Source organism: Frankia sp. AgB32, from assembly GCF_023243045.1.
In the GTDB taxonomy this organism is placed as follows: domain Bacteria; phylum Actinomycetota; class Actinomycetes; order Frankiales; family Frankiaceae; genus Frankia.
Genome location: NZ_JALKFX010000078.1, coordinates 14296 through 36329, shown reverse-complemented (window position 1 = coordinate 36329; position 22034 = coordinate 14296). Strand labels below are relative to the sequence as shown.

The following is a 22034-nucleotide window of genomic DNA, read 5'->3' as shown; positions in this document are numbered from 1 at the left end:
CCCGCCAGCACCGCCGCGACCGCACAGCCATGTCCTACCAGTCCGACCCGCGCCGCCCCGCCGACCGGTCCGGGACGCCCTGCCGACGCCGTCGTGGCAGGCTGCCGGTGTGACGAGGGGCGAGCAGGCCAGCGGCGAGGGCCACGCGACGCGACCAGCGCGACCCGTCGACCCACCGGCCGCCAGTACCGACGACGAGCAACCCGTGGCACCGGGACTGTCCTGGGATGTCGTCGTCTCCCATGTCGACGCGGACGCGGCGTGGGCCCGGTGGCTGTGCTGGCATCTGACCGACACCGGCTACCGGGTGACACCCCACTCCCACGTTCCGCCCGGACCACCGGGGCGACCGGGTGGCGCGCAGCCGCGTCCGAGCGGAGCCGACGTGGACCTCGCCCGGCATCTCGGTCTCGGCGGGGACCTGCTCATCCTGTGGTCGGCCGCCTACCACGCACAGGCCGCCGCGACGACCGCCAACGCCCTGCCCGGGCCGGGCGCCGCCGGCACGGCGACGCCCGGGCGCGGACGGATCCTGCTGGTCCGCGTCGAGGACTGCCCGCGGCCCGCGCCCTACGCGGCGCTGCTCGCCTTCGACCTGCACGGCCTGGACGCCACCGTCGCCCGTGACTGGCTGCTGCGCCAGATCACCACCGTCGCCCCCCGCCCCGCCGCGACCCTGACCAGCCCCCCGTTCCCACCGGCCCTCACCACCCCACCGGCTCCCACCACCGCGTCGGCGAGCGCCCCGCCCGCCCGCACCACCGTGCGCACACCCCCCACCACCGCGACCGGGATGACGGCCGGAACCCGGACGCTGGGCCGCGCCACCCGCCTGGCCGCGCTCGCCCAGGAGCGGGGCCGGGCCCTGTCCGTCACGTTCAGCCCGAACGCGCCGCTGCTCGCCGTCGCCGGCACCGACACCACCGTGTACCTGTGGGACCTGCCGTTCCCCGACCCGCCCCACCTCGGCGCGACCGTCGCCTACGGCCGGCGCCTGAACCAGGAATGGGTCCGCGCGGTGCGGTTCAGCCCCGACGGCCAGGTCCTCGCCGCCGCCGGCGACGCCGGCACCACGCTGCTGTGGCGCGCCGGCGCCGACCAGCCCACCCCGACACCACTGGCGACCCTCACCGGCCACCGCGGCTACCTGCACGACCTCGGGTTCAGCCCCGGCGGCACCCTGCTGGCCACCGCCGGCGACGACCGCGCGGTGCTGCTGTGGGACCTCGCCGACCCCGCCGGGCCGCGGCGCGCCGCGATCCTCGCCGGACACCGCGGACCGGTCCGCGCGGTGACGTTCAGCCCGGACGGCACCCTGCTCGCCACCGGCAGCGAGGATCACACCGTCATCCTGTGGGATCTCGCGGAACCGACCCGGCCCGCGGCCACCGCCACCCTCACCACCGCCCGCGGCCCCGTGCACACCCTCGCGTTCCACCCCGACGGCGACCTGCTCGCCGTCGCCGGCAAGGACCGCGCCGTGCGCGTCCACACCGTCACCGACCCCACCCACCCCACCGGCCTGAGCACCCTCGGCGACCACCGCCGCGCCATCCACGCCGTCACGTTCAGCCCCGACGGCCAGCTTCTCGCCGCCGCCGGCGCCGACCGCACCGTCACCGTGCGCACCGTCACCGACCCGGCCCACCCCGGCCCGCCGATCCACCTGCCCACCGGCCGCGGCGGCGCCGGCGACGTCGGGTTCGCCCCCGACAGCCGACTGCTCGCCGTCGCCGGCGCCGACGGCGTCACCGCCCTGTGGGACCTGTTCCCCCTCTGAGCTCGACACGGCGAGGCCTAAGGACCCGGTTGGGTGACCGACGCTCCTCTGCGGCCACGCCCCCGGGAAATTCACGCGTTGCGTGCGGATCGCTTCGATCCGAGGAGCACGTCGACGGCTTCGGCAACCGAGTCGACCCTGACGTCAGGCGCGGGGCCGACAGACGGCCACGAGTCACGGCGTCTCGGCCGCAGCCATATCGTGCGCAGCCCGGCGGCGTGGCCACCGCCGACATCAAGGACCGGATCATCGCCGACCATCCATCCGCCGCGCTCGGTACCACGCCCGCAGCGTTCGGCGACGAGCCGGAAGATCTCCGGGTCAGGTTTGCGGACACCCACGTCGTCCGAGATGCACCACGCGTCGACCAGCCTGTCCAACCCGGTGTTTCGGATCTTCCCGAGCTGGATGTCAGCCATCCCGTTGGTGACGATCCCGATCCGCCATCCGGCCCGACGCAGCCGCCGCAGCGCGTCGAGATCCTCGGGATGGCACGACGCCAGCTCGGGCATGCGGCGGCGGTACTGCTCCCACACCTGGTCGGGCCGCATGGACAGGTCGAACGTCGCGCATACGGTCACGAAGAAGGCGCCCATCGGCCCCGAACGGTGCGCATCGGCCATGAGCAAACACTCAAGCGCCGCGTCATCGAGTCCATGGGCGGCGACGAACTCCCTGGCCCACACCTGGAACGCCGCCCTGCGGTCGACGAGCGTGCCGTCCAGGTCGAGCAACGCCAGCGACTGCATACCCGGATGATCCCCTAGCCCCCTCGACAGGCTGCTACCGGTCCTGCCACCACCCCCCAGGGGGATGCCATCGAGATCCAGTGGACATGGGACGCGGCGCCGTCGACTTTGGTCGCTGTTCGCCCAGCGCCCGACGACCTTAGCCTTCGGCGCATGCGACCCACCCTGTGCGACCAGCCTCCCGGCCACGCCGGGTTCCACCCCGACCGCGCCGACCACGCCTGGCGCGGCGTCACCGTGGTGACCCTCGCCGCGCTCGCACCGCTCGTCGGCGCCACCGTGTGGGGGCAGGTCCTGTCCCATCCCGGCAGCGGCTGGCTCACCGTCGACGTTGCCCTCGGTGTCGCCAGCTGGCTGGGACTGGCCGGCCTGGCCCGCCACCCCGTCCCCACCGCCCTCGCGCTCGCCGCGCTCGCCGTCGTCTCCCCGGCGGCGACACCACCGGCGACCCTCGCCCTGCTGCACGTCTCCGCCCGCCGGCGCCTGCCGGTCGCGCTCGCCGTCGCCGCCGCCGGGATCGCCGCGCACACCGCCCGCGGTCTGCTGCGACCCGTCGGCGGGCTGCCGCTGGTGTGGTGGCTCGTCGTCGTCATCGCCGCGCACGCAGCGCTGCTCGGCTGGGGTGCGCTCATCCGCGCCCGCCAGGCACTGCTCGCCTCCCTGGTGGAACGCGCCCAGCGCGCCGAGGCCGAACAGGGCCGGCGCGTCGCCGAGGCCCGCGCCGGCGAACGCACCCGCCTGGCCCGGGAGATGCACGACGTCCTCGCCCACCGGCTGTCCCTGCTCGCCACCCACGCCGGCGCCGTCGAGTACCGCCCCGACGCCCCACCGCAACAGCTCGCCCGCGCCGCCGGGGTGATCCGCGAGACGGTCCACGAGGCACTGGAGGAACTCCGCGCCGTCATCGCCGTCCTGCGCGAGGACGACACAGGCGACGACAACCAGCCGCTGCCCACCCTCGCGGACCTGCCCGCCCTGCTGGCCCGCACCCGCGCCGCCGGCACCACCGTCACCCACGCCACCGCGCTGCCCGAGGGCCCACCGCCCGCCCCGGTGGGCCGCGCCGCCTACCGCGTCGTGCAGGAAGCCCTCACCAACGCCCACCGTCACGCCACCGGCGCACCGGTGCGCCTCACCGTGACCGGCGCTCCCGGCGCCGACCTGCTCATCGACGTGGTCAACCCGACCCCGACGAGCCCGACCCCGGCCACCTCCCCGGGCAGCGGCATGGGCCTGGTCGGCCTGACCGAACGCGTCCGCCTCGCCGGCGGCCACCTCGACCACCAGCACGTCGACGGCGAGTTCCGCCTGCACGCCGCCCTGCCGTGGGCACGATGAGCCTGCCCGCCGAGCAACCGAGCGCCCAGCCCGCCACGCCGGGCGCACCAGCCCCGGGCGGACCGGGTGCCGCCGGCGCCCGGGTGCTCATCGTCCGGGTGCTCATCGTCGACGACGACCCGCTCGTGCGCGCCGGGCTGGTGATGATGCTCGACGGCGCCGCCGGCATCGCCGTCGTCGGGCACGCCGGTGACGGCGCGCAGGCCCTGGGCGCCGTCGACGCCCACCATCCCGACGTCGTCCTCATGGACCTGCGGATGCCGGTCATGGACGGGCTGACGGCCACCCGCCGGCTGCGCGCCCGCCCCCACCCGCCCGACGTCGTCGTGCTGACCACCTTCGACACCGACGACCACGTGCTCGCCGCGCTGCGCGCCGGCGCCGGCGGGTTCCTGCTCAAGGACGCCCCACCGGCGCGCATCGTCGAGGCGGTCCTGCGGGTCGCGGCCGGCGAACCGATCCTCGCCCCCGCCGTCACCCGGCGGCTGTTGGAACGCACCACCGCCGACGCCGCCGTCCACGCCCGGGCCCGCGCGGCCCTCGCCCAGCTCACCCCCCGCGAACGTGACGTCGCCCTGGGTATCGGCCGCGGCCGCACCAACGCCGAGATCGCCGCCGACCTGCACCTGTCGGTGGCCACCGTCAAAGCGCACATCACCCGCGTCCTGACCCGCCTCACCCTGACCAACCGCACCCAGATCGCCCTGCTCGTCCACGACGCCGGAGAACTGTGACGCGAGACAACCGTGCCGCGAGACAACCGTGCCGCACCGGGTGAGCAGGTGCGACGAGCTGGCAGATGCCACCCCGCCGCATTGATCGTTTTGCCCTATCGTCGCCCCATGGAGCACGACCACGACCGCCCCATCCACCGCCACAGCCCCGCTCACGACGGGCACAGTCACACCCACGGGCACAGTCACACCCACCGGCAGGGTCACACCCACCGGCACGGGCGATCCGCCGGGCGGCTGCGCCACGCGCTGTCCGAACTGGCCGGGGGACACAGCCACGACAGCGCCGAGCAGATCGACGACGCCCTCGAAGCCGACGCCGCCGGGCGCCGCGCCCTGCTGATCAGCCTCGCCGCCCTCGGCGTCACCGCCGCCGCGCAGGCGATCGTGGTCGTCCTGTCCGGATCGGTGGCGCTGCTCGGGGACACCCTGCACAACGTCGCCGACGCGTTCACCGCCGTCCCGCTGCTCCTCGCCTTCACCCTCGCGCGGCGCCCACCCACCCCCCGGTTCACCTACGGCTACGGCCGCGCCGAGGACCTCGCCGGCCTGACCGTCCTCGCCATGATCACCTTCTCGGGTGGGTTCGCCGCCTGGACCGCGATCGACCGGCTGCTGCACCCCCGCCACCTCGACCATCTCCCCGCCGTCGCCGCCGCCGGCCTGCTCGGTTTCGCCGGCAACGAGATCGTCGCCCGCCACCGCATCAGTGTCGGCCGCCGCATCGGCTCCGCCGCCCTCGTCGCCGACGGCCTGCACGCCCGCACCGACGGGTTCACCAGCCTCGCGGTCCTGCTCGGCGCCGCCGGTGTCGCCCTGGGCCAGGACTGGGCCGACCCCGCCCTCGGCCTGGCGATCACCGTCGTGATCCTCGGGGTCCTGCGCTCCGCCACCCGCGTCGTCGCCGCCCGCCTCATGGACGCCGTCGACCCGGCACTGCACGCCGAGGCCACCAGCACCCTGCTGCACACCGACGGCATCCAGTCCGTCCGCGACCTGCGCCTGCGTTGGATCGGCCACACCCTGCGCGCCGAAGCCGACGTCACCGTCGACGCGTCGTTGACGGTGCGCGACGCCCACGACGTCGCCCACGCCGCCGAAGCCCACCTGCTGCGCCACCTGCGCCGCCTGTCCGCCGCGACCATCCACACCAGCCCCGCCCACCACCACCCCGCCGCCCCCTGACCGTTCCCCGGGCACAACCGGAACGGATCCGACGGCGCCGCGCCGCGTAGCCGCTACTGTCAGCCGATATTCGCGAACGCGACGCATGTCGGGATCGGCGGGGGAGCGGCCGTGGACGAACCATCAACCGGGGCGCCGCAGCACCTGCGCCGCCGCCTCGGCATGACCGACGCGGTCATGATCGGTCTCGGCGCGATGATCGGCGCGGGGATCTTCGCCGCGCTGGGCCCGGCGGCGCGCGCCGCCGGGTCCGGACTGCTACCCGCCCTGGTGCTCGCCGCCGCGGTCGCCTACTGCAACGCGACCTCGTCGGCACGCCTCGCGGCCCGCTACCCGGCCTCCGGCGGCACCTACGTCTACGGCCGCGAACGCCTCGGAGACTTCTGGGGCTACCTCGCCGGCTGGGCGTTCGTCGTCGGCAAGACCGCCTCCTGCGCCGCGATGGCACTCACCGTCGGCACCTACACCTGGCCCGCCCACGCCCACACGGTGGCGGCGGCGGCAGTGATGGCGCTGACCGCGGTGAACTACGCCGGTGTGCAGAAGTCCGCGTGGCTCACCCGGCTGATCATCACGATCGTGCTGGTGGTGCTCGCCGCGGTCGTCGTCGCCGCCCTCACCTCGACCGCCGCCCACCCCGGCCGCCTCGACATCGGCGCCGACGCCACCCCGGGCGGAGTGCTGCGGGCCGCCGGACTGCTGTTCTTCGCGTTCGCCGGCTACGCCCGCATCGCCACCCTCGGCGAGGAGGTCCGCGACCCGGCCCGCATCATCCCCCGCGCCATCCCCACCGCCCTCACGATCACCCTGATCGTCTACACCGCCGTCGCCGTCGCCGCCCTGAGCGTCCTGGGCCCCGCCCGGCTCGGCGAGGCCACCGCGGCGCTGTCCGACACGGTGCGCGCCGCGGGCGCCGCCTGGCTGACACCGGTCGTACGCGCCGGTGCCGCCATCGCCGCCCTCGGGTCCCTGCTCGCCCTGATCCTCGGGGTGTCGCGCACCACCCTGGCGATGGCCCGCGACCACCACCTGCCCCACGCCCTCGCCGCGGTCCACCCGCGGTTCGCGGTGCCGCACCGCGCCGAACTCCTCGTCGGCGCGGTCGTCGCCGTCCTGGCCGCGACCGTGGACGTGCGGGCGGCGATCGGTTTCTCCTCGTTCGGGGTGCTGGCCTACTACGCGATCGCCAACGCCAGCGCCTGGACCCTCGCCCCGAGCGAAGGCCGCCCGCCACGCGCCGTGCCCGCGGCCGGCCTCGCCGGCTGCCTGATCCTCGCCTTCGCCCTGCCCCCGACCGCGGTGCTCACCGGAGCCGCCGTCCTCGCCGCGGGTGGCGCCCTCCACGGCGTGCGCCGCCTCATCACCGCCCACCGGCGGACCTGAACGCGGAGGTGACGCGGCGGAGTGTGTCCTTCCACGACCCGATCCTCCCACGTGTCCGCAGCCGCCATCTCACCCTCGGCCCGGACGGCGTCCGGCAGCTATCCGGTCGACCCGCGCCACGCCTGGCCGAGCGAGCTGGACCTGATCGGCCGCCTCGCCGGCCTGGAGCTGACCGAGCGGTGGGCGGGCTGGTCCGGGGAGCCGTTCACCGCGACCAGCCCGGGACACATCTCCGTCCGGCGCAAACCACAACCCTGACCGCGCGGCGCACCGAACCCCGCCAGCCACGAGGATGCGACACCGACACCGACACCGACACTGACGGCTAGCGGCGCCGGGCTCGGCGTCTGCCGGTCGACGGCGGCACCTGGGCGGGCCAGTGCGCCGGGCGGACGAGGGCCGCCGGGAGGATCGTGGCGGTGTCGCCGCGGGCGGAGTCCAGCTGCGGCTGGGTGACGAACAGCGCCCCGCGCAGGTCCGCGCCACCCAGCTCGGCGCCGCGCAGGTCCGCCCCCCGCAGGTCCGCGGCGCGCAGGTCCGCGCGGCGCAGGTCGGCGCCGAGCAGCAGCCGACCGGCCAGGTCCGCGCCGCGCAGGTCCGCGCCGGCGAGCCGGGCACCGACCAGGTCGGCCGCCAGCACCCCCGCGGGCGCCGGGCGCCCCGCCGGCCCGCCGCCGCGCGCCCGAGGGCCCCCGCGGCCCGATCCGGGCCCCGGGCCGCGACCACCGGCCGCCCCGCGGCCCCCGTCGCCACCGGCGGCGGGCAGGCCCGGCGGGTGGGCGCGCAGCCGGGCGCTGGCACGGGACAGGACGGTGTGCACGGCGCGGCGGTGGGCGGACAGGTCGACGGCGAGCAGCGTGTCCGCGTCGGCCTCGGTGAACGCCAACGCCGCAGCCCACTCGGCGCGCAACGCGGCCAGCAGCTTCCCGTCGGCGACCGGGGACGCGTCGACGGCGGCGTCGAGGAGGGTGAGGGCCTCGGCGAGGTGGCGCAGCGACTCGTGCAGGGTCCGCATGACCGCGAACACGTCGAACATCCGCGTCGCCGTCGCCGGGTCGGCGCGCCAGTCGCCTCCGGCGAAGGTGACCTCGGTGACCTGCTGGCCGGCGCCGTGACAGTCGAACACCACACAGCCGTGGAAACCCCGCGGGCGCAGCTCGTCGTGCACCCCGCAGGTGAAACCGCCGGTCAGATGCCCGCACGCCACCCCGGGCGGTTTGCTGACCGGGAAGTCCGCCGACCGGGTGAACCCCGGCGCCACACAGCACAGGCCCGCGCAGCGCCCGCAGTCCGCCCGCAACCGGGCCGCCACCGCCGCCACGTCCACCACCGACCCGCCCACCCGGCCCGCCGGCGCATCCCCACCGCCGGGACCCCGGTCAGTCATCACGGGCGGCCCCCTCAACCTCGACGGATGTGACATGCTGACGCACGCGACAGCTTGCGGAGGAAGCCGGTGTGAATCCGGCGCGGTCCCGCCACTGTCACCGGGAAGCGCACCGTCACGGAACGGCCACACACAGCGGCACCCGGCCGCCTCGTGGCCCTCCGGTGACCGTCCGACCGGGCTGCGGGACACTCCCGCGCCCACCGTCGGACGGCAGGTCACGGCCGCCGCGGCGGTTGGAAGGCCGACGCAGGCGTGTCGATCCGGAAGCCAGGATACTCCGGCCGTCGCGGGGAGATGACCACGGGCGAGGACCCTGGGAGGACGTTCGCCATGCCGCCAACACCCACACCACCACCGGTAGCCACACCCGGCCGACCATGGTGAGCTTCCCGCTCGCCGCCGTCGTCGGCATGGACGACCTGCGCCTCGCACTGCTGCTCAACGCCGTCGACCCCACCCTCGGTGGGGTCCTCGTCCGCGGCGAGAAAGGCACGGCGAAAACCACCGCCGTGCGCGGCCTCGCGGCCCTGCTCGCCCCCGTCGACGTCCTCGACGGCTGCCGCTTCGCCTGCGCGCCGCACGCGCCGAACCCGCACTGCCCCGACGGCCCCCACCCGGACGGCGCACCCTGGACACGCCGGCCGGTGCGCCTCGTCGAACTGCCCGTCGGGGCATCGGAAGACCGCATCACCGGCTCCCTCGACCTCGACCGGGCCCTCGCCGACGGCGTCAGCGTCCTGCGCCCCGGCCTGCTCGCCGCCGCCCACCGCGGCATCCTCTACGTCGACGAGATCAACCTCCTCGGTGACCATCTCGTCGACCTCCTGCTCGATGCCGCCGCGACCGGCGTCGCCCACGTCGAACGCGACGGCGTCTCCGCGCGCCACCCCGCCCGGTTCCTGCTCGTGGGCACCATGAACCCCGAAGAAGGCGAGCTGCGCCCGCAGCTGCTCGACCGGTTCGCCCTGACCGTGCAGGTCGCCGCCAGCCGCGACCCGGCGACCCGCGCCCAGGTCGTGCGCCGCCGCCTCGCCCACGACAACGACCCGGCGGCGTTCTCCGCCCTCTGGGCACCCGTCCAGCGCCAGCTCACCGACCGCGTCGCCACCGCCACCACCCACCTGCCCGCGGTCACCCTGCGCGACGCGGCGCTGGACGCGATCGCCACGGTGTGCGCGCGTTGCGACGTCGACGGCATGCGCGCCGACGTCGTGCTCGCGCGCACCGCGATGGCGAACGCCGCCTGGTCGGGCCGCGACACCGTGCTCGGCGCCGACATCCGCACCGGCGCGCACCTCGCGCTGCCCCACCGCCGCCGCCGCGGCCCCTTCGACGCCCCCGACCTCGACGGCGCCGCCCTCGACGCGATCCTCGACGACGCCCTCGCCGGCCTCGACGACGCCCTCGACGCACAGCGCACCGACGCCCGCCACGGCCCGCACGGGCAGGGCCCCGACCCTGACGGACCGCGCCCCCCCGACAACCCCGACGACGGCGGCGACGGCGAGGGCGAGGGCGGCGGGCCGGGGGAGGGCGGCGGCCCCGACGGGCACAGCGGACCGGGCCAGGCACCCGACGGCGCCGCCACCGAGGACCCCACCGGACCCGCGGGCGGCGCCGACCCGACGGCACCCGACACCGACGGGACCGGCTCCACCGCCACCAGCCCCACCGGTACCGACCTCGCCGACCGACACCGCACCACCGGACCCGCCACACCCCCACGCCTGGTCCTGCCACGCCCGGGCAACACCACATCCGGCGACCATCCCGACACCGGCGGGGTACAGCACACCGCCGCACCGGGAGCCCTGTTCCGGCCGCGGACGCTCACCGTCGCCGGCCTCGGCGCCTCCCCGACACCCGGCCGGCGCTCCGCCGCCCGCACCAGCCGCGGCGCGGTCGTCGCCACCAGCACCGACGCCCCCGGCCTGCACCTGCCCGCGACCCTGCGCGCCGCCGCCCCCCACCAGCACACCCGCGGCCGACGCGGCCCCGGCCCGCTGCTGCACCCCACCGACCGGCGCGGCCCCCGCCGCGTCGGCCGCGAAGGCAACCTCGTGCTCTTCGTCGTCGACGCCAGCGGCTCCATGGCCGCCCACACCCGCATGAGCGCCGTCACCACCGCCGTCCTCGCCCTGCTCGTCGACGCCTACCAGCGCCGCGACCGCATCGGGATGATCACCTTCCGCGGGTCCGACGCGCAGGTCGCGCTCGCCCCCACCGCCAGCGTCGAGGTCGGCGCCGACCGGCTGCGCGCCCTGCCCACCGGCGGACGCACCCCCCTGGCAGCCGGCCTGCGACGCGCCGGTGACGTCCTGCGCGCGGAACGACGCCGCGACCCGACCCGGCGCGCCCTGCTCGTCGTCGTCACCGACGGACGCACCACCGCCGGCGAGGACCCGCTGCCCGTCGCCCACGCCCTGCGCCGCACCGGCGCCGGCCGCGGCCCCGGCAGCGGCGCGCTGAGCAGCGTCGTCGTCGACTGCGAAGCCGGCGCGTTGCGCCTGGGCCTGGCCGCCCGCCTCGCCGGCGCCCTCGGCGCGCCCACGATCCCCCTCGACGCCCTCGGGCAGCTACACCCCCAGCCGGCGACCCCCCGCCACAGGCCGCCACCGTCCAGCCACGGACCACCGCCGAGCCCCGGACCAGCCTGGTGACCAGCGGGAAAGGTGACATGCGATGACACCGCAGGGACAGCCCACCACCGTCCCCGAGGACGGCCTCACCACCCGCCAGCGCCGCGACCAGCCACTACTGATGGTCCACACCGGCGACGGCAAGGGAAAATCCACCGCCGCGTTCGGCCTGGCCCTGCGCGCCTGGGCCCAGGGCTGGCCCGTCGGCGTCTTCCAGTTCGTCAAGTCCGCGAAATGGCGCATCGGTGAGGAACAGGCCCTGACCGTCCTCGGGGACTCCGACCAGGGCGGCACCGTCACCTGGCATCGGATGGGCGCCGGGTGGAGCTGGCTGCAGGGCCGCGTCGACCCCCAGGGTGATCCCGCCGCCGCGGCCGCCGAAGGCTGGGCGCAGATCCGCCGCGACCTGGCCGCGCAGACCTACCGGCTCTACGTCCTCGACGAGATGACCTACCCGCTGCGCTGGGGCTGGCTCGACCTCGACGAGGTCGTCTCCACCCTGACCGCCCGTCCCGTCGGCCAGCATGTCGTCATCACCGGCCGCGGCGCCCCGCCGGCGCTGCTGGAGGTCGCCGATCTCGTCACCGAGATGACGAAGATCCGCCATCCCATGGACGCCGGGCAGAAGGGCCAGCGAGGCATCGAATGGTGAACCCCCCCACCGGCCCCGCCGACCCGCCGCAGCGTCTGGATCTGCCCCGTCTCGTGCTGGCCGCGCCCACCAGCGGCGCGGGGAAGACGACGGTCGCCACCGGGCTGATGGCCGCGCTACGCGCCCGCGGCCTGCGGGTGAGCCCCCACAAGGTCGGCCCCGACTACATCGACCCCAGCTACCACGCGCTGGCCACCGGCCGGCCCGGACGCAACCTCGACGCCGTGCTCTGCGGACCCCGGCGGCTGGCCCCCCTGTTCGCCCACGGCGCCCGCGGCGCGGACATCGCCATCGTCGAAGGCGTCATGGGCCTGTTCGACGGTGTCGCCCACCCCGAGGCGGGCCAGGACGCCGACCACGCCTCCACCGCCCACGTCGCCCGCCTGCTCGACGCCCCCGTCGTCCTCGTCGTCGACGCCTCCGGCGCGTCGCGGTCCATCGCCGCGCTCGTCAGTGGGTTCCGTTCGTTCGACCCACGGATCCACCTCGCCGGGGTCATCCTCAACCGGGTCGGCACGCCGCGTCACCGGGCGCTGCTCACCGACGCCCTCGCCGACATCAACATGCCCGTGTTCGGCGCCGTCCCCCGCGACCCCGGCGTGCACACCCCCTCGCGTCATCTCGGGCTCGTACCCGCCGCGGAACGCCGCCGCGACGCCCTCAACGCCGTCGAACGCCTCGGCGAACTCATCACCGGCACCTGCGACCTCGACGCCCTGACCCGCCTGGCCCGCGCCGCGCCACCGCTGCACACCACCGTCTGGAACCCCCACACCACCCTGGACGCCACCGCAGCCCCGGTCACGGCGACGACGAGCACCGCCCCACCGCCACCGCCCGGCACAGGGCAGGGGCGGCCCGCCCGGATCGCCGTCGCGGGCGGCGCCGCGTTCACCTTCGGCTACCCCGAACACGTCGAACTGCTCGCCGCCGCCGGCGCCGAGGTCCTCACCGTCGACCCGCTGCGCGACGAAACCCTGCCCGCCGGCACCGACGCGCTGATCATCGGCGGTGGTTTCCCCGAGGAACACGCCGGCGCGCTCAGCGCGAACGCGCCGCTACGCACCCGGATCGCCGCGTTCGCCGCCGCCGGCCATCCCGTGTCCGCCGAATGCGCCGGCCTGCTCTACCTCGCCCGCACCCTGCAGGACGCCCCCATGTGCGGCGTCCTGGCCATCGACGCGGTCATGGGCCCCCGCCTGACCCTCGGCTACCGCACCGCGATCGCCGCGACCACCAGCCCCCTGGCCGCCGCCGGCACCGTTCTCGGCGCCCACGAGTTCCACCGCACCACCCTGCTGCCCGCCCCGCCCGGCGCCCCACCGGCGGCCTGGCAGCTGCCCGCCGCCACCGACGACATTCCCACCCGCCGCGGGGGCGCACCCGCATCGTGCTGGCGCGCCGAGGGATTCGTGCACCTACGCGTCCACGCCTCCTACCTGCACCTGCACTGGGCCGGGCAGCCCGACATCGCCCGGCGCCTGCTCCGCGCCGCCCACGACGCCCGCCGCGGCGCCCCGCGTCCCGCCCCGCGTTCACCCGCAGGCGGCACCCCCGCGCGCACCGGGGGAGCGCACCGCGGTGCTGCCTGAGCATCACCCGGGCGACACCGCGCACCCCGACCGCGCCGGCGACCGGCCCCCGGCGGCCGATCCGGGTGCCGATCTCGTCATCGGCGTCGGCGCGCGCCGGGGCGCCACCGCGGGGGAGATCCTCACCCTCATCGACGACGCCCTGCGCGTCCTCGCCGTCGCCCCCACCGCCGTACTCGCCCTGGCCACCGTCACCCACCGCCAGCACGACCCCGGCCTGCGCGCCGCCGCCGCCCATCACGGCTGGCCGCTGCTCGCCCACCCCCCGGCCCGCCTCGCCACCATCCCCGTGACCCACCCCAGCGCCGCCGCCCAGCGGGCACTGGGCATCCCCGGCGTCGCCGAAACCGCCTGCATGATCCCGCTCGACGGCCCCGGCCTACCGGCGCCGACGCTGATCATGCCCAAACGCGCCAGCCGCCGCGCGACCGTCGCCGTCGCCCGCCACCACGGCGCGCCGTCACCGCCCAGCATCACTGTCGGCCAGCCGCTAGACACGCCGTAGAAGCCAACTAATATTCGGGATCATGACCGAGCTCGCGGGGACGGACTACCTCCGTCACAGGCAACGATGATCGTAGTCCGGGACCGGGTGGCCAACGCGCTCCCCGGGTATGACCTGGGGCCCGAGCTGGGTACCGGAACATTCGGGCTCGTACTTTCCGGTGAACACCGCCGCCTCGGCCGCCCGGTGGCGGTCAAGGTGATGCGTGCCGAGGGCGCTGACGGAATATCACTCGACTTCGCCGCGGAAGCACGGACACTCGCCGGCCTGGACCATCCGCACATCGTCCGCGCCTACGACTATGTCGAGGCCGAAGGACTCTGTGTTCTCCCCGGCGGCCTAGGCTGAACGCATGACTGATGCGGCGGGCCGGGTCGAGCCGTCCGGGGTGTGGGCCACAGCCGTGGGCGTGGCCCGGGTGAGGGCGATGGAGACGGCACGCGAGCAGCCGCTGTTCCGGGACCCGCTGGCGCTGGCCTTCGCCACGGCCGGCGGAAGAGGCCCCGGGACGCCGCCGCCCCCGCGCGCGGACGAGGCGGCGCGGCGCCGCTGGCTCGGTGTGGCCTTCTCGATCGTCATCCGGACGAAGTTCCTGGACGACCTGCTGGACCGGGCGGTCGCGTCCGGCGTCCGGCAGGTCGTGCTGCTCGGAGCCGGGATGGATAGTAGGGCCTTCCGGATGGACTGGCCTGCGGGAACCCGGCTGTTCGAGGTCGACACGGCCGAACCGCTGGGCTTTAAGGCCTCGGTGCTGCGTCAGGAGCGGGCCGTTCCGCGCTGCGAGCGGATCACCGTCCCGGTCGACCTGCGCGAGGACTGGCCCGGCGCACTGGCCGCCGCCGGGCACGATCCGGCGCAGCCGACGATGTGGATCGCCGAGGGACTGCTGATCTATTTGCCCGAGGACGCGGTGCAGTCGCTGCTCGAACGGGTCGGCGCGTTGTCCGCTCCAGGCAGCAGGATGGGCCTGACACTGGGCCCGCGCGGTGTGGTCGAACGCTTCCGCGGGGACGCCGCTCCGGGATCGGCAGCGTCGATGTGGGTCTCGGAGATGCCGGAGGACCCGGTCGGCTGGCTGGACGGCCTCGACTGGGAGGCGGAGACCTTCACCCTGCGTGAGCGCGCCGAGGCCTACGGCCGTCCGGTGCTCACCCCGCCGCAGCAGGACGAGGGCACCGGCGGACTGGTCTCGGCGGTGCGCGCGGCGCACTGAGCACGTCCCTGCGGTCCGCTAGGCCGGCACGCTGGCCACGCCCGGGGCGAGGAACGGCTTGATGACGGTGCCGGCCGAGGGGTGCTGGCCCTTCTTTCGTGCCGGTGGTGATGACGAGCCGCTTGGCGATGCCGCGCAGGCTCACGTCTAGCCGTTTGCAACGACTCATGAAACATGATCGCCGCAGGTGGACCGCCGGGCAGGCGGGTGTTTCATGAGCGACCGCCTATGAAACAGGGTCCGCCCGGGTGCACGGTCGATCACCAGAGGGCCACGGACCCGGCAGCAGTCATCTGGTCGAGCTTCGCAAGCAGGAGTCGGCAGTCGGCGACCGCGTCGTGCGGGCCGCCGAGCAGTCGGCCATGCGGGTCATGCCGCCGGGGCCTGCTCGTCCTCCAGCACACTGAAGTCGACATCCAGGTGAGCGTCGTACGCCTCCGGTTGGATGCCGAGTTCGTGGGTGGAGTAGGCGCCGAACCGGTTGATGTGCTCAGTCAAGTACGGGGATATCCGCGCCAGGTCCAGGGGGTCGGTAACCCAGCCCTCAGCCTGCAGCTCGCGCACGACGTCGGCGATGTCCAGGGTGTTGTGGAAGATCACCAGGTTGGCCAGCAGCGAGGTGAACTTCACATCCTTCTCCTGCTCGACCGGGTCGTTGGCCGCCACCGTGCCCCGCTGGCCGAACCGGACCCAGTCGCAGAACCCGTTGAACGCCTCCACCTTGTTCGTCGCCGCCGTCACCCGGGCCCGCAGCGGCGCGTCCGAGAGGTAGCGCAGCAGCTGGACGGTGCGGATCACCCGCCCGACCTCGCGGAAGGCGGTGTAGGTGGCGTTCTTGCGCGACCCGGACCGCAGCCGCTTAAGCAATCGAAAGCGGCCGGTTGAGCCCCGCCACCGATGTGTACGCGCTCGGCGTGGTGCTCTACCAGATGCTCACGGGATCGCCGCCTTTCCGCCCACACCAGCCCCTCAACGGCCTGTTCCAGCAACATCTGACCACCCCACCTCCACCCATGATCGACATTCCCGGACCCATCGCCGAAGTCGTGCTGCAGGCGTTGGCAAAAAAACCTGGAGACCGTCAGCAGGACGCCCGGACACTCGCAATGGATCTGGCCAGAGCCACCACAAGCGCCAGAGGGCCAGCATGGACCACGAGCGTCCGCCTGCACCGTGACCTTGACGACGACATCCGCGCCATGGCAAGTCCGCCCCCCGATCGGCGATCATCGACTGCCACCCCGAGCAGCCCGCGCCGTGGCACTTCCCCGACCCGATCCTGGTATCGCCGAGACGGCATTCTGGCGCCTCTGCTCGCTGTAGCCCTGACCGCCACCGGTTTCACACTGGGCAGGGCCACGGCCGCGCAGCGACCCCCCGGGACGACCAGCCGCCCACAGACGGCGCTCATGGCCGGCGGCTGGACCTGTATCCGGAGCTTCGGCGTCGACCCGGACCGGACCGGCACGGTGGAGCCCGACACCCTTGACATTGCCACCACAGGGCTGCACTACCTGTGGAACGGTGCGGCCGGGGACTATTCCGTGACCCTCGGGCACAGAAACGACCCGAACAGGACCATGCTCACGGTGCACTTCACCAGTGGACCGCTGCGAGGCGTGCGGGCAATAGGTTTCGGCGAGGTTTCGGCAGCAAGCGATGATCTGATGGGTGAGAGCATCACCTTTGAACTGCCGAACGCCAAGCCCGGCGATTCGGCAGCGAACTGACAGGCGAGCGGCACCGGCTAGTTGCGCTGTCCACGAACGTGCGTAGATACGTGGGCGGCATCGCGGCCGTACGGTCAAGCGGACCGTACGTGGTTCTCAGCGCCTGGGTCGATCGGGCTTGGCTGCCCTCATGGTCGCTCTGTACGGACGAATCGGACGTAGAACCGTCCAGAAGAATGACGGTGGTCCTTCCACAGCGCAGACATGAGAACGAAACGGGCAGGTCGGCCCGCTGCGTTGCGTGACTTCAGCCGCGGACCGGCGTGTTCCACCACCCAAAACAATCATGGACGGCGCGCCAGCACATCGTCCAACGCCAACGACTGTCGCCAATCCGTGCGTGCCGGGGAGGACAGACAGGGCCTGTCCTCCCCGGCACGACGCGCTGGCCGGCGCCGCTTACCTTCGGCGGCTGGCTGACGACCCGGTTCTACCTCAGATGCCGGGTGAAGAACCGCGCCGAGTCATCCACCTCGAACCACGGCGTGCCGGCGTGCCCGCCCAGGTTCGCGTGCAGCGTCTTCTCCCTGGAACCGAAGGTATCGAACAGGTCGAGGATCGGCTGGCGTGCCATTCCCGCGTCGTCCCACTGCAGGAGGAACAGCAGTGGAACGGCGACGTCGCCGGCCTGTGCGCGTAGGGGACCGGGCACGAAACCCTGGCCGAAGAACACCGCAGCGGCGATCCGCGGCTCGAGCACCGTGAGGCGAATACCGACGGCGGTCATCCCCGAGTACCCGACCGGCCCGGCGATGTCGGGCAGCGACACGACAGCGTCGAGGGTGGCCTGCCACTCCGGGACGGCCCGCTCGACCAGGGGGAGAAGGAACGCGTTGACGATGTCCTCGACCGGTTCCCCGGCCGCCAGCGCTCGGCGCAGGCCCGCGCGGTGCCGCTCGTCGGCGGGAGAACGGGGCCGGTCACCGTGCCCGGGGGCGTCGATCGCCGCCACCGCGAAGCCGTAGGTGCCCGCGTGATGTCGGGCCCGGGCGACCAGACGTGGTTCCCGCTTGTGCAGCCCGCCATTGTGACCGCTGAGGATCAGGGGAGCCGGCGCGGACGGCGGGGTCCACAGGACGCCGGGGATCTCACCGAGGAGGAACTCGCGTTCGACGACACCGTCATCGAGGCGCTGTTCAGACGTGAACCGCATGGTCGTGCCCTTTCGGGAGTGCGCGTGAACGGCGCTCCCGGACGACCTATCGCCCGACCATGACCGCGTGGGGGAGCACCCATGTCGCTACGGCGTTCACGGGCACCACCTCCTCGGTCTCCTGCACGGCTACGGGCACGCTAACAGCACCCGCCGCGGCCCGCCAACAGGTTTTCCCCGACGCTCCCCACGGCCGGATGCCCGCGCCGCGGGCCGGTCACTCAGACGGGCAGCGAACTCCACTGCACCGCACCCCGATCCGCGACCGCACCCCGATCCGCGACCGCACCCCGATCCGCGACCGCACCCCGATCCGCGGACGTCGCCGGCACGGCACCCGCCGCCACCGGATCGGCGCAGGACGCGGCCAGCAGATCCAGCGACACCCCGAGGGTCGCGGCGAGCGCGGCGACGGTGAGGAACGCCGGCGTCGCGATCCGACCAGTCTCGATCTTGCGCAGCGTCTCCGCGGACAGGCCCGCCGCGGCCGCGACCTCGGCCATGCTGCGCGAGCCCCGCGCCGCACGCAGCACCGCACCGCACCGCACACCCTGCTCACGCTGAGCCCTCGTCAACGGCGTCCGCACCATGCCCCTATAGTAATACCGGTATTTCTATAGGGGTCGAGGTGGTGAGTCGCCACCCCGCGAGAGAAGAACGGCGAACCGGATGATCGACCTGAAAACGCCCACCGCGATCGACGCCATGGCCGCCGCCGGCGCCGTCGTCGCCCGCGCGCTCGGCACCGTCCGCGACGCCGCCGCCGCCGGAGTCACCCTGCGCGAACTCGACGAACTCGCCCGCACCGTCATCGGTGACGCCGGCGCCACCCCAGCGTTCCTGCACTACCAGCCCGGCTTCGCCCCCACCCCCTACCCGGCGGTCATCTGCGCGTCGGTCAACGACGCCATCGTCCACGGCATCCCCGACGACACCGCGCTGCGCGACGGTGACCTGGTCAGCATCGACTGCGGCGCGACCCTGCACGGCTGGGTCGGCGACTCCGCGATCAGCTTCACCATCGGCACCGCCCACCCCGACGACACCCGCCTCATCGACACCGCCACCCGCGCCCTGGCCGCCGGCGTCGCCGCCGCGGTCCCCGGCGCACGCCTGGGCGACATCGCCGCGGCCATCGGCACCGTCGGGCGCGCCGCCGGCTACGGCATTCCCCGCGACTTCGGCGGCCACGGCATCGGCCGCGCCATGCACGAACCACCCTCGGTGCCCAACGACGGCCGCCCCGGACGCGGCATGCGCCTGCGCGAAGGCCTCGTCCTCGCCCTCGAACCGATGTTCCTCGCCGGCGGCCACGACGACTACCGCACCGCCCCCGACGGCTGGGCCCTGCACACCACCGACGGCAGCCGCGCCGCCCACGTCGAACACACCGTCGCCATCACCGCCGACGGCCCCCGCATCCTCACCACCACCACCTGACCCACCCACACCGACCATCACCCATCACCCCGCCGGCATCCCGCGAGAACCGCCCACCGCCACCGGGGTGACCCGGTCGGGGGCGCGCACGCGGCCCTATGCCCATCCGGCCAACACCCCACCCCGACCCGCCGCACACCACCACCCCACCGCCACCCCACCGCTTCTGCCCAGCTCAGCACCCCCGCACCCGCGCCCCACCCCGACGCCTAACACCCCGACCCATCGCCCCACAAGAAGGCAAATGTCCCGGATGGACCAGGCCCGGACCGGCAGAGTTCCCCGAAGCTCTGTACACACCCCCCGCCCGGCGCGGTAACGTGCCCGGCGTCACGTCGTCGACTCATCCGGCCACCCACCGGCAGCGCCCACCGCCACCCCGCCCGGGGACGCGGCCCAACGCCGCCGGCCAGGCCCCCGGCCCGCCGGGCGGCCAACGGACGCCGGACAGACCCGACGTGACGGCCTGGGGGCGGGCAGTCAGCGACCGGCCAGGGCGCGGCTCGCAGCGCGCCGGCATGCCGCACGACGCCGGCCGCAACGTGAGGGGGACGTGAGAGATGGACGCCGAGGAGCTCCCGGCCACACCGACACCGGACCGCCACGGCCTGTCCGCCGCCGGCCGCGCCGCCGCGATGATCTCCCGGGAGATCGCCTTCGCCGACCCCGACCCACTCACCCTCACCGAATACGACGAACGGCTCTACCGCTACTCCACCACCCTGCTCCACCAACCCCACCGCGACCTGCTCGGCCCCATCATCGGCGACTGGCGCCGCGTCCAGGCCGCCCTCGGCCGCCGCCTGACCCCCGCCGTGCACCGCGAACTGACCCGCGTTGCCGGCTACCTGTCCTTCTACCTCGGGTTCCTGGCCACCGACACCGGCGACGACACCAGCGCCCGGCGCTTCGCCACCCTCACCGCCCAGTGCGCCGACCACCTCGACGACCGCCTGCTCACCGGCACCGCCCACAGCCTCGACGCGCTCATCGCCTACGCCCAGGGCCGACTCGGCCACGCCGCCGTCGCCGCCGCCCGCGCCGCCGCCACCCGCCAGCCCTACCTCGACGGCTGGGCCGCCGCCCTGCAGGTCACCATCGCCGCCGCCGCCGGCGACGAACCCAGCCTCGACGACGCCCTGCTCCGCCTGCACGAACGCCCCGACGTCCGCGCGCTGCGCAACCCCGGCTGGCCCCCCTTCGACGACAGCCGCGAAGCCGTCGTCGTCGCCGACGCCATGACCCGCCTGCGCGTACCCGGCGCCCGCTCCGCCGCCGCCCGCGCCGTCGCCCTCACCGCCCCCGCCACCCTCGACCGCGGCTGGGCACTCGGCGCGCTGGCCGCGACCCTCGTCACCGAGGACCCCGCCGCCGCCGGCGGCGTCCTCGACGAGATCGTCGCCATCCTCGACCTGCGACCCTCCCGGCTGCTCTCCGCCCGGGTCCACGAGATCCTGCTACTCATCGGCACCCCACACGACGCATCCCCCGCCCGCGCCACCTGAGGACCCGACCGCGCCCCCGGGAACCGGCCCCGCACCGACCGCCGCTAGTCCGCGACGTCGCGCACCGCGACCACCGACGTCGGCGTCAACCGCACCAGCAGCTCCCCGGGCACCCCGTTACGCAACCCGTAACGCTGCGCCTGCTCGGCACCCATGTAGCGGGCGGCGATCCGCGTCGCCCACAGCCGCACCTGCGCCAGATCCTCCGACACCCGCACCGGACCGCCGAGGGTGACGAACGAGAACGGCGGGCGCTCGTCATCCACGCACATCGACGCCGTCCCCGTGCGCCGCAACGCCCGCCCCTTCACCGTCTGCGCACCGGTGTTGAACACCACGTCCTCACCGTCGAGAACAAACCAGACCGGTGCCACATGCGCACGCCCATCCGCGCGGACGGTCGCCAGCTTGCCCGTACGCGTACCCACCGAGACGAACTCCCGCCACTGCTCCCGCGTCATCACCGCCACACCCGCCACCCTAAGCCGACGCCCGCTGCTGCCCCGCGCCGCGACCCGCGCCCGCCAGGCGCTGTCCGCGGCGCACCAGCAGCCGTTCCGCGAGCGCATCGGCGCGTTCCATGTCCTCCAGGCTCGCCCGGCTACGCCCATCGACCTCGAGGATCGCGGCGAGCAGCTCCGCGGACAACCGCGTCCGCGCCGCCACCCGCGCCACACTCGGCGGCAACCCCACCGCACCCGCCGCGCCGGCGACCTGCGCGCCCCGGCCCCCGGCGGTCACCAGCGCGACCCGACCCGAGCGGCCCCGCGCCGGACGGCGCGCACCGCCGCGCCCACCGGCGGGACCCGGGCGAACACCCCCCGCCCCAGGTGCGGACGGCGACGCCCCGGGCAGAGCCACCTCGGCGGCGGAGGACGGGGACGGGTCGGCGAGGGAGGACCGGTCGACGGAGAGGTGCAGCAGCGCCATGCATCAGTGATACCGCCTCAGATACCCACCGCAACGTCTTGACTTCCACCCGCAGCGCAGGACCAGACCTTTCCCACAGGACATCCACAGGGCGACACCCCGTTACCCACCGCTGC

The 22034-nt window shown here is 74.6% G+C and carries 22 protein-coding genes and 1 riboswitch; of the genes, 15 read left to right on the top strand and 7 right to left on the bottom strand.

The window, feature by feature from the left end; genetic code table 11:
• Positions 1–109: 109 nt before the first annotated feature.
• Positions 110–1780: a WD40 repeat domain-containing protein gene (locus MXD60_RS29470; RefSeq protein ID WP_248820763.1), complete on the top strand. Its 1671-nt coding sequence runs from the start codon at positions 110–112 to the stop codon at positions 1778–1780.
• Between the two features lie 71 nt (positions 1781–1851).
• Here MXD60_RS29470 and MXD60_RS19525 read toward each other — a convergent pair whose 3' ends face one another.
• The gene (locus MXD60_RS19525; protein WP_248820762.1) at positions 1852–2514 is read right to left on the bottom strand and encodes an HAD family hydrolase; all 663 of its coding nucleotides are present in this window, start codon (positions 2512–2514) and stop codon (positions 1852–1854) included.
• 168 nt (positions 2515–2682) lie between these two features.
• Here MXD60_RS19525 and MXD60_RS19520 point away from each other — a divergent pair, with 168 nt between their 5' ends.
• The 5 genes from MXD60_RS19520 (at position 2683) to MXD60_RS19500 (ending at position 7427) form a co-directional block, all read left to right on the top strand.
• A complete protein-coding gene (locus MXD60_RS19520) occupies positions 2683–3867 on the top strand; it encodes a sensor histidine kinase (RefSeq protein WP_248820761.1) in 1185 nt (394 codons plus the stop codon).
• A complete protein-coding gene (locus MXD60_RS19515) occupies positions 3864–4601 on the top strand; it encodes a response regulator transcription factor (protein WP_248820760.1) in 738 nt (245 codons plus the stop codon). Before MXD60_RS19520 ends, MXD60_RS19515 begins: the two co-directional genes overlap by 4 nt.
• Before the next feature lie 108 nt (positions 4602–4709).
• The gene (locus MXD60_RS19510; protein WP_248820759.1) at positions 4710–5786 is read left to right on the top strand and encodes a cation diffusion facilitator family transporter; all 1077 of its coding nucleotides are present in this window, start codon (positions 4710–4712) and stop codon (positions 5784–5786) included.
• Between the two features lie 162 nt (positions 5787–5948).
• Positions 5949–7169: an APC family permease gene (locus MXD60_RS19505; protein WP_248820772.1), complete on the top strand. Its 1221-nt coding sequence runs from the start codon at positions 5949–5951 to the stop codon at positions 7167–7169.
• A gap of 51 nt (positions 7170–7220) precedes the next feature.
• Positions 7221–7427, top strand: coding sequence for a hypothetical protein (locus MXD60_RS19500; RefSeq protein WP_248820758.1), 207 nt, complete (start codon positions 7221–7223; stop codon positions 7425–7427).
• Positions 7428–7494: 67 nt separating this feature from the next.
• Here the strand turns inward: MXD60_RS19500 and MXD60_RS19495 are convergent, their stop codons facing one another.
• Positions 7495–8556: a pentapeptide repeat-containing protein gene (locus tag MXD60_RS19495; RefSeq protein WP_248820757.1), complete on the bottom strand. Its 1062-nt coding sequence runs from the start codon at positions 8554–8556 to the stop codon at positions 7495–7497.
• A 60-nt stretch (positions 8557–8616) separates the two neighbouring features.
• Positions 8617–8836, top strand: a riboswitch (cobalamin riboswitch).
• Between the two features lie 100 nt (positions 8837–8936).
• On the opposite strand from MXD60_RS19495, the gene MXD60_RS19490 reads away from it, so the two are divergent.
• From MXD60_RS19490 to MXD60_RS19465, 6 genes are all read left to right on the top strand, one after another.
• The gene (locus MXD60_RS19490; RefSeq protein ID WP_248820756.1) at positions 8937–11219 is read left to right on the top strand and encodes a VWA domain-containing protein; all 2283 of its coding nucleotides are present in this window, start codon (positions 8937–8939) and stop codon (positions 11217–11219) included.
• A gap of 22 nt (positions 11220–11241) precedes the next feature.
• On the top strand, positions 11242–11850 hold the full coding sequence (gene cobO, locus MXD60_RS19485) for a cob(I)yrinic acid a,c-diamide adenosyltransferase (RefSeq protein WP_248820755.1): 609 nt from the start codon (positions 11242–11244) through the stop codon (positions 11848–11850).
• Positions 11844–13442 (top strand): cobyrinic acid a,c-diamide synthase CobB, encoded by a 1599-nt coding sequence (locus tag MXD60_RS19480; protein WP_248820754.1) that lies wholly within the window; start codon positions 11844–11846, stop codon positions 13440–13442. Before cobO ends, MXD60_RS19480 begins: the two co-directional genes overlap by 7 nt.
• A complete protein-coding gene (locus MXD60_RS19475) occupies positions 13432–13947 on the top strand; it encodes a cobalamin biosynthesis protein (protein WP_248820753.1) in 516 nt (171 codons plus the stop codon). Before MXD60_RS19480 ends, MXD60_RS19475 begins: the two co-directional genes overlap by 11 nt.
• A 66-nt stretch (positions 13948–14013) precedes the next feature.
• Positions 14014–14295 carry a protein kinase domain-containing protein gene (locus tag MXD60_RS19470; protein ID WP_308222539.1) on the top strand — a complete coding sequence of 94 codons (282 nt, stop codon included), beginning with the start codon at positions 14014–14016 and terminating at the stop codon, positions 14293–14295.
• Positions 14296–14299: 4 nt separating this feature from the next.
• Entirely contained in the window at positions 14300–15160 is an 861-nt protein-coding gene (locus tag MXD60_RS19465) for a class I SAM-dependent methyltransferase (protein WP_248820752.1), read from the top strand.
• 369 nt (positions 15161–15529) lie between these two features.
• On the opposite strand, the gene MXD60_RS19460 is transcribed toward MXD60_RS19465, so the two are convergent.
• On the bottom strand, positions 15530–16027 hold the full coding sequence (locus tag MXD60_RS19460; RefSeq protein ID WP_248820751.1) for a Tn3 family transposase: 498 nt from the start codon (positions 16025–16027) through the stop codon (positions 15530–15532).
• Positions 16028–16041: 14 nt separating this feature from the next.
• Between MXD60_RS19460 and MXD60_RS19455 the strand changes: the two genes are divergently transcribed.
• Complete coding sequence (locus MXD60_RS19455) at positions 16042–16890, top strand: serine/threonine-protein kinase (RefSeq protein ID WP_248820750.1); 849 nt, start codon at positions 16042–16044, stop codon at positions 16888–16890.
• A gap of 430 nt (positions 16891–17320) precedes the next feature.
• Here MXD60_RS19455 and MXD60_RS19450 read toward each other — a convergent pair whose 3' ends face one another.
• Both MXD60_RS19450 and MXD60_RS30405 read right to left on the bottom strand, forming a co-directional pair.
• Positions 17321–18043 carry a dienelactone hydrolase family protein gene (locus MXD60_RS19450; RefSeq protein ID WP_248820749.1) on the bottom strand — a complete coding sequence of 241 codons (723 nt, stop codon included), beginning with the start codon at positions 18041–18043 and terminating at the stop codon, positions 17321–17323.
• Between the two features lie 221 nt (positions 18044–18264).
• Positions 18265–18546, bottom strand: coding sequence for a helix-turn-helix domain-containing protein (locus tag MXD60_RS30405; protein ID WP_518468279.1), 282 nt, complete (start codon positions 18544–18546; stop codon positions 18265–18267).
• 166 nt (positions 18547–18712) lie between these two features.
• On the opposite strand from MXD60_RS30405, the gene map reads away from it, so the two are divergent.
• Both map and MXD60_RS19435 read left to right on the top strand, forming a co-directional pair.
• Positions 18713–19483 (top strand): type I methionyl aminopeptidase, encoded by a 771-nt coding sequence (gene map, locus MXD60_RS19440; protein ID WP_248820747.1) that lies wholly within the window; start codon positions 18713–18715, stop codon positions 19481–19483.
• Positions 19484–20043: 560 nt separating this feature from the next.
• Complete coding sequence (locus MXD60_RS19435) at positions 20044–20988, top strand: hypothetical protein (protein ID WP_248820746.1); 945 nt, start codon at positions 20044–20046, stop codon at positions 20986–20988.
• A gap of 44 nt (positions 20989–21032) precedes the next feature.
• On the opposite strand, the gene MXD60_RS19430 is transcribed toward MXD60_RS19435, so the two are convergent.
• Both MXD60_RS19430 and MXD60_RS30400 read right to left on the bottom strand, forming a co-directional pair.
• Positions 21033–21449 carry a PPOX class F420-dependent oxidoreductase gene (locus tag MXD60_RS19430; protein ID WP_248820771.1) on the bottom strand — a complete coding sequence of 139 codons (417 nt, stop codon included), beginning with the start codon at positions 21447–21449 and terminating at the stop codon, positions 21033–21035.
• A 19-nt stretch (positions 21450–21468) separates the two neighbouring features.
• Entirely contained in the window at positions 21469–21918 is a 450-nt protein-coding gene (locus MXD60_RS30400; RefSeq protein WP_518468276.1) for a hypothetical protein, read from the bottom strand.
• Between the last annotated feature and the right edge of the window lie 116 nt (positions 21919–22034).